The organism is Streptomyces sp. NPDC048331, from assembly GCF_043201215.1.
Classification (GTDB): domain Bacteria; phylum Actinomycetota; class Actinomycetes; order Streptomycetales; family Streptomycetaceae; genus Streptomyces.
In genome coordinates this window covers 1-7,558 of record NZ_JBICYT010000087.1, presented here as the reverse complement: position 1 = coordinate 7,558, position 7,558 = coordinate 1, and the positions used below count along the sequence as shown (strand labels likewise).

The window sequence follows — 7,558 nt, the reverse complement described above, 5'->3', positions numbered from 1 at the left end:
ATAGTCGGGCATGAGACGTGTCCGCGAGAGAGTGTCCCGCTCTTGATCGGATCACTCGTCTGGTGATGTCGGTCTCCCGGTCAGGGGCCGTGTCTCATTCGCTCTTGGGTGCGTTTGGTCCTTTCTCATCCTCCTTTTGAACAGGAGAGGGAGCATCAGCACCCCGCGCGACGATCGTCTCGTCGAACTCTTCCTGGCGTGCTGCGGCGGTCTGGTGGTCGATCGCGGTGCGCACATCCTCGCCTGGACGACGGGTCGGCGCATCCAGCCGAAGTTCCGGCGGGAACGGTGGAAGTCCGGCCAGCAGTGTTGCCAGGCCGGGATCATCCACGGTGACCAGCGGCTCCAACTCACTCGCCCGAGCCAGAATCCGTCGTAGCTCGATCTGAATGACCTTCAGGTCGAGTTTCTCTCCGGCGACCTCGACGACCCACGATTCCTGATCAACTTGTCGCATCGGCACCAAGGGGAAGGCCGGTAGGTCGCCTGTCTCCAATTGGCCGGCACTGGGACGAGGCTGATGGGCGACCCACTCGTCCAGGCGCTCGTCGAAATGCTCGCTGGCGTCTCGAACCTTCCGGTCCAGGACGGGTGATGTGTCATCGACGTCGAGCAGGTCACGCAAGTAGCTGCCCCGTTTTTGGCGCCACTCCCAGCCTTCTTGAGTCTGCCCTTTGTTCGTCCTCGGTTTGTCGGTCAAGAGGGGCAAGAGCATCTTGGAGACCTTGGCGGTGAACATGAGGAAGGTCTCCAGCGAGATCCAGGTCCCCGGAGGCGGTGGTGTCAGGCTCGCCTGCGCGTATACCTCGGCCAGTGCCACCTGCGCGTATCGGATTTCTTTCGCGAGCCAGGTCAGATAGACCCGATGCGCCCACTCGTCCCAGATCGGCTCGCCGCTCACAGTCCACCATCCTCCACCGGCCCCGGACTCTGTGCCACGGTCAGAGAACCACAGCCACCGGGATAGATCCCCACAGTTCAGCCACTGCGTCCAAGCCGCCTTCCTTCACGCGGGCCGAGCGTCCGTGGCGGCTCGGGGCGACGGTCGAGCGTTGTGACCAGGTGCTCCGTCCATATGTGCCCCCCTTCGCGCGCCGAGCACTTCAGCTCCAGCTCGACCCGTAGGGGTGTGACGTGCCGGTACTCCAAGTCGATGTAGAGCTTGGCATCCGCGCCGTCCGACATGCTGCCGAGATCGAGGCTCTGCACCCGGGCGTACCCCTCGTCGTACTCGCCGTGGGTGCGCTCACCTCGCAGCCCGAGAACGTAGCTGCCGGACGGGGTGACCACGACGCTGCTCAGCGCGACACCATCGTCCTGTTTGATGACTAGCTCGCCCCGAGGGAAGTTCACGTCCTCCCAGCTCACGTGCCCCGGCTCGACCTTGAAGTGTGGACGGCGTGCCTCGAGGCGATCGGCTTCCTCTCCGGCCAACTGCCTCCGCATGATCTCCACCTGTTCCTCGGCCGCAGTTGCCTGGCGCTGCGCCGAGGAAGCGGAATCCTCGGCGAACTGCGCTTGCCGCTTCGCGATCCGGGTCTGCCATACCGCGATCCCAGCCGCTCCCGCGCTGATGACGGCACCGGCAACTGCGGTTGCGACTCCTGCGTCCACGCTCTCTCCTCGCCCATGTGATACCGGGTGTCACCGTAGCGGCGGTCAACTGGCGGCGGGGCGGCTGTCACGCAACACGTTCATTCCGCTGCCCACGGGTTATCGGGTCGGGAAAGTCCGGACCTCGGCCTGCGGGGTGGACTCCAAATCCATCCGCAGTCTGGTGATCTCGTTGTGCTGGGCTGCGAGGCGGGACAGGGCCGTGGCCTGGAACTCTTTCAAGGCGGTGAGCTCCGCGTTCTTCCTGCTGAGGCGTTCACGCAGAGTCGCGACCTCGGCCTTGAGTCGTTCGATCTGTGCCAGTCGTGGATCAGATTGCTGTCCGGCTGCCTGGGCAGCAGTCCGCTGACGGTCGAACTCCGCTTTGAGATGCGGGTAGGTGCGGTAGAGCGTCGCCCGCGGTACTCCCGCGAGGGTGCACAGGCTCTTGACGTCGCACTTCAGGCCGTCGGGGACGGAACCGGCGAGGAGTTGCTGCATCGCGGTCCGGATCCTGGCCTCAGGTTCCGCTTGGTGGTCATGCGTCATGAACGAGTTCCTCGTCTGCGTGTGCGGCAGCGTCGATCTCGGCGACGACGCGAGTGGCGCGGTCGAACGCGGCCTTGGCTCGGGCCCGTTCGGGCTTGGAGAGTCTGGGGTTGCCGAGGAAGACGGCCTGGGTGTTGTCGGCGTGGTCCGCCCAGATCTGCCGGTGCTGGGGGTGGTGGGTGGCCTGCGGGCAGCGGGCTGAGTCGCACAACCCCATCAGGGGCTCGGCGGCATTCGGGGTGCCGGCGAGTTTCAGGCACAATGCCTTGCCCGGATCGGAGAACCAGCAGTAGTTGCCGACTCCGAGATGCAGGGTCTTCGCCTTCACTTTCAAGACACGCTCGACGCGCCGGTCGTCGATGACAGTGACCGGTCCCGCGTCGTGCCGCTCCAGGGCCTGGTCGACGGTCTTGAAGGCCGCGATGAGTTCGCGGGCGCCCTTGCCGCTGGGCAGGACGCCGCGCTGGTAGTCCTCATAGGCGGCGACGGTCAGCCGCAGGTGTTCGGCTTCTTCCTCGGCGGCGACCTCGGCGGCGAAGGCGGCCTGGTGCCCGCCAGGGCGGGCGGCATAGCCCTCGGCCGTGGCGACGCTGAGATGCTTGAGGTGCAGTTTCGTGGCCATCAGGCCGTGCGGGCGCTGGGCGAGGGACATCGCGAGCGTGCGCCGCAGGGCGCGGGGGTTGACCGGTCCCTCGGGGATGGGCTCTAGCCCAAGCCGTTGGCCGTGCTCGCCGTTCACCCATGAACGCAGCGCTGTGTAGCGGCTGTTGCTGTTGTTGGACGCCTTGGCGAACAGTCGCTGGCCTGGGGCGGCGCCGGTGAGGGCTTCAGCGGTGCCGATGGCCCGGTGGACGTCCTCGATGACTACCCATGCATCCTCGGCCCCGCCAAACGCCTCGCCCTTGATGCGACGGGAGACCAGGCGGTAACGGGTGCCGCCTCCGGGTCGCTGTTCATGCCTTCGGCACCCGCTTGTCAGCTCCGCCAGCTCCGAGGCGCGCATTCCGGACAGGGCCGAGGTGAGGAGGTAGGCCGCCGAGGTGACGGCATAGACGGTGGTGTCCAGCTGATGTCTGGCCATCGGCGCGGCCCAGGACATGAGTTCGCCGTCATTGTGCCGGGGCACCAGCGCCGCATTGCGGCACCAGGGTTGCTGCAGGCCGCATTCGGCGACCCATCGTTCTAGCTCCGGGCGGAGCCGTTCCAGGTCCCGGCGGTGGCCCATGGCGCTCGCGGTCTCGACGACGAACGGGTGCCAAGACATGTGCAGGAGCGGATCGTCCGGGTCCCACCCACTCTTCAACCGCTGGGTGATAGTTGCACCGAAGGCCTGCGAGGCAGGGATTCCAGCCTCGCGCCGACGCTCGACGGCATCGCGCAGGCTGTCGATCTCGCGGACCAGCAGGCCCCGCCGCGATGCGGCTTCGTGATGGTCGGCGGCGCGGGCCGCGGCGGCCTCGGCCGTCAGCGAGGGGCCGATCGTCTCCACCAAGTACAGGCAGTTCGCCAGCAGAGGCCGCAGCAGTGTGTCCGGCACCGGCGGCACCCGGTTCTCGTTGCCGCGTACGTATCCGGTGACCTCGTCCGCACTACGGTCAGGCCACGGGGTGAAGTCGGGTCGGTAGCCGTCGCTGAGGATCTCCGCATAGCGGGTCAGGAACTGCGGGATGCGCGCCATCGCCACCGTAGTCGCGGGCGACAGCAGCCGGTCAGGATCTGTGGTGCTGCGGGAGACGGCGGCGAGGTAGGCGTCGCAGTGGTGCTGGCGGACCTGCGTCAGCGACGAGACGCCGACGGTGGTGAGGTGGTTGAACCAGAGCGCCAGGTGCTTGAGTTCGTGCCAGAGCGAGCTCGGGTTCAACGGGGCACGGAATGCTTGTGGGAGGGTCGCCACGGCCGGATGCAGCGGGGCAAGTCGCGCCATCAGGTACTCGCGTGCGACGTGCCGCCATCGGGGGTTGGCGATGGCGGTGAAGTCCAGGATCTTGCGGTGTGTGCTCATCACCACAGGGGCGTCGGCCAGGCCGGTCAGGTCCCATACGTCCTGGTCGAAGACGGGGCGGGGACTGCCGGGCTTCCGGCGCAGACCGGCGGTCTCGATGACCGGCAGACCATGGAAGGGATGCCGTCCGGCGAGAACCGGGATAGTGGCATGGGCCGTGGTCACAGGGGTCGTTCCTCCAGATGCAAGGGCAGGTCGCTGACGGCACCGACTCTCTGCCGGGTGGCGGCGTCGATGGCGGCCGGGCCGAACCGGGGCAGAATGTCCTCATCGAGCCGGGCCGCGTACGGACCAAAGATCCGGACGAACTGTGCGGTAGTCATTCCCCGGGCCTGCTGGGAGAAGTACTCCTTGAGGAGGAGCAGGTTGGGCAGGTGGCGGGGCGCGAACGCCGCCAGCGGACACAGCAGACACACCCACGGCCGGGCCGGACACAGGGTTCCCGCCGGAGCATGCGGGCTGTTCAGCGGGCTCGCGCAGGCGGCGACGAACACGTCCTGCTCACCGGAGAGCAGGGCCTGGACAGTCTTCGCGTCCAGGCCGGCATCCTCGACCAGGCGGGGGAAGGCTGCGGTGAACGCGGCGGCGTCCTCGCTGCTGACCACGATGGGCGGGGCGGCCTTGCGGCGCACGTCGTCCTGGGCCTGTTCGATGACGCCCTCAAGGGCGTCGAGTTGGGCTGGGGTGTGGGAGCTGAGGTAGTGGTCGCCCTCGACGCGGGCGCTGTGGTTGGGGTCGATCGTCGTGCGCCCGGTCCAGGCCGTGCGGTCACGGCGGTGGTGGTGGGTGGCCCTGACCCGGCCGCCATGGACGGCCAGCGGCTGTCCGTCATCGCTGAGGACGCCGGAGGACTCCATCCAGGCACGGCGTCGGCTCTGGGTACGGGGCTTGGCGAAGATCTTGCCCGGTTCGGCTGCGCGGCCTCCGCCGTCGCGGCCCAGGTGGATCCACAGGTCCCCGGCCAACCCGCCGGCGTGCTCGCGCAACGGCGCCGAGTACGCCAGCCAGCGATCCAGCAGCCGAACGGCATCGCGGTGCAAGTTGAGTGCCTCGCCTCCGGTGCGCCCCTTCCTGTAGGAGAGCAGGACCGTGTTCGCCGAGGTCCGCGTGATGTCGTCGAGCCGCAGCCCGTCGATGCCGTCAGGAACGATGCCCGTGCGCATCGCGAACAGCGTGAGGTAGGCAAATGCGGTGTCGGTCACCGGGAACAGGGCCCGTTCGACCGCCGAGATCAGCGCTCGGTCAAGACCGGCGTGCACTGTGTCGAGTCGCTCGCAGACCGCTCTCGCCGCCGTGGGGCCCGCGCTGAGCCAGAGCCAAGCAAGATTTTCGAAGGCGGCTCCGTGGACGGACGGATCGGCACCCCGCGCTGCTGCCTCCAGTGCCTGCCGATGGGCACGATGGGCTGCCGTGATCTGCTCGGTGCATGCTGCACCGAGCCGCTGCCATTCGGTGTCGCTGTAGGGCTGGTTGGGCCGGCTCTTCTCGGCCTTGTTGATCCGCCGACCCGCCAGGTGATGGCAGATGCCCGGATCCAGTCCTCCGACCGCTTCCTGGAAGGCGTTCAGCACCACGCGGATGCGCCGTTCACGGTGGTAGTCGCAGGTCAGCCAGTACTGCACCAGCATGGCCGTGGTCAGCGCGGCGAGGCCGCCCGTGAAACCTTGGGCATCGAGGTCGCGCGCCATCCGGCGCATCGTCGTCATGTACTGCCTGGCCACCGAGCGGGTGCGGATCGGTCCGTGCGGATGCGTGGCCGCCACCAACCCCGCGGCGAGGTCAGCGGCCAGCCGCTGGTTCGGCAGATCGTGCAGGATCCCATCGTGGGTGACGTCGTCCGGCAGGGTGAAGAGCACCGCCAAGGGCTGCTGGATCTCCGCAGGCATCAGATCTCGCCCTCGAACTCGGCGACCGCACCGGCGTCCACGGCCTGGACTCCTCCGGCGGCCGCGTAGGCGTCCCGGTAGATCCGCTGGGTGTCGAGCAGATGCAGATAGGACTGAGTCGTGGCGGCACTGGCATGTCCCAGCAGGTCACGCAGCACCAGCAGCGGGTCGGCCTTGGTCAGGTAGAGCGCCAGGGCGTCATCGCTGCCGGTGTCCACGGCCAGCTGGGCGGCCTGTTGGTAGTAGCCGCGCACCAGCCGCTCCAGGGTGGCCATCGCGAACGTGTGCCTGGTGACATGGGGATGAACGTGCGGGAAGGATGGCTCATAGCGGTCCCGGATCCGTCGCGCGGTCCGGCGCAGGACCGTGGCCCAGTCGATGAACGGCTTCCCGCCGGACTGGACCGCCAGCAGTGCGCTGCCCCCACCGGGAGCCACCAGCCGCAACCGCTCCGACGGTGTGAGGGAGTGCCAGCGCCGACGGGTCCCATTGATGAGGGCGCCGTCATGGGTCGGTGCCTCGATGAGCAGCAGATCACGGGGCCGCCAGTGGGATGCCTCCACCACCGCGGCCCGGTCCCAGGCAATGTAGTCGTGGACCCGGGCCAGGGCCTCGTAGTCGATCCACGTCGAGCGGCCCTTTCTCCCCTTCGCCGTCGGCGGCGCGAGCACCAGCGGCACCGGCACCGCCGAGCGGCGGCGCGGCAGCGGCGGCACTTCGTAGACCGTCAGATGCGTGAACTCCTGCGACCGCAGCCCGCTGGACAACGCCAAGCCGATCACCGCCGCGTTGCGTCCGGTCTCCCGACCCCGGAACGAGAGATCGCGCTCGCCCGCAGGGTCGTTGCCCGCCAACGCGTGCATCAGCAGGTCCGCGTACGGCCGCTCCAGATACTTCCGCGTCGCGTGCGCGTTGCCCGTACGGACCGTCGCCAGATTTCTGGCGACCTCCGTGCGCACTCCGTCCGGGCGGCTCACCGACTGCCGGACGTAGGAGAACGGCACCGTCGGCGCGAACCCCTCGGCGGCCGCCCATTGGTAGAAGGACGAGAGCGTCTTGACCGCCAGATTCCAGCTCGCCGGGCTCAGCCGCACCTCCAACGGCCCCGACAGCCGGTACTCGGCGTACAGCGACAGCGCAGTCCGCAGCTGCTGACGCTCGGCGAACACCTGGATCCGCCGGGCATCGAGGAACTCCGCCCAGCTCTTGAGCGCCTGGGCGTACGTACGCCAGGACTTCGGCGACGGCGCCCCGCTGATCGGTAACTCCCGGAGCCACAGGTTCATCACCGTCGTCGGACGCGGGCCCGCGGCATCCTCGAAACGGAGGTCCTTATCGATGAGGACGGGCATGGCCTCACGGATGAGCGGCCGGTCGCACAGGCCCCACTGGTCCCACCCGACAGAACTGAAGTAATGAAGGATCACGGAACGAACCTGGAGTGAGACACGAGACAGAGCAAGAGCTAACACTCGTACGAGGGACAGAACTTCACCCTCACGAGACACACTCAAACCGCAGAGCTAAC

6 protein-coding genes are annotated in these 7,558 nt (G+C 67.8%); all 6 read right to left on the bottom strand.

The window, feature by feature from the left end; all coding sequences use genetic code 11:
• Positions 1-94: 94 nt before the first annotated feature.
• The 6 genes from ACGFYY_RS42035 to ACGFYY_RS42010 all read right to left on the bottom strand — a co-directional run bounded on the left by ACGFYY_RS42035 (position 95) and on the right by ACGFYY_RS42010 (position 7,457).
• Positions 95-901 carry a hypothetical protein gene (locus tag ACGFYY_RS42035; RefSeq protein ID WP_393717875.1) on the bottom strand — a complete coding sequence of 269 codons (807 nt, stop codon included), beginning with the start codon at positions 899-901 and terminating at the stop codon, positions 95-97.
• A gap of 77 nt (positions 902-978) precedes the next feature.
• Positions 979-1,614, bottom strand: coding sequence for a hypothetical protein (locus ACGFYY_RS42030; protein WP_393717873.1), 636 nt, complete (start codon positions 1,612-1,614; stop codon positions 979-981).
• A 99-nt stretch (positions 1,615-1,713) separates the two neighbouring features.
• Complete coding sequence (locus tag ACGFYY_RS42025) at positions 1,714-2,142, bottom strand: hypothetical protein (protein ID WP_393717871.1); 429 nt, start codon at positions 2,140-2,142, stop codon at positions 1,714-1,716.
• A complete protein-coding gene (locus ACGFYY_RS42020) occupies positions 2,132-4,309 on the bottom strand; it encodes an integrase (RefSeq protein WP_393717869.1) in 2,178 nt (725 codons plus the stop codon). The genes ACGFYY_RS42025 and ACGFYY_RS42020 overlap by 11 nt, the downstream gene beginning before the upstream one ends.
• Entirely contained in the window at positions 4,306-6,030 is a 1,725-nt protein-coding gene (locus ACGFYY_RS42015; protein ID WP_393717867.1) for a hypothetical protein, read from the bottom strand. The genes ACGFYY_RS42020 and ACGFYY_RS42015 overlap by 4 nt, the downstream gene beginning before the upstream one ends.
• Positions 6,030-7,457, bottom strand: coding sequence for a tyrosine-type recombinase/integrase (locus tag ACGFYY_RS42010; protein ID WP_393717865.1), 1,428 nt, complete (start codon positions 7,455-7,457; stop codon positions 6,030-6,032). Before ACGFYY_RS42010 ends, ACGFYY_RS42015 begins: the two co-directional genes overlap by 1 nt.
• Positions 7,458-7,558 lie beyond the last annotated feature (101 nt).

Coding starts and splice junctions, on each gene's coding strand:
- ACGFYY_RS42025 (WP_393717871.1), bottom strand. CDS start 2,142: ATGACGCATGACCACCAAGCGGAACCTGAGGCCAGGATCCGGACCGCG.
- ACGFYY_RS42015 (WP_393717867.1), bottom strand. CDS start 6,030: ATGCCTGCGGAGATCCAGCAGCCCTTGGCGGTGCTCTTCACCCTGCCG.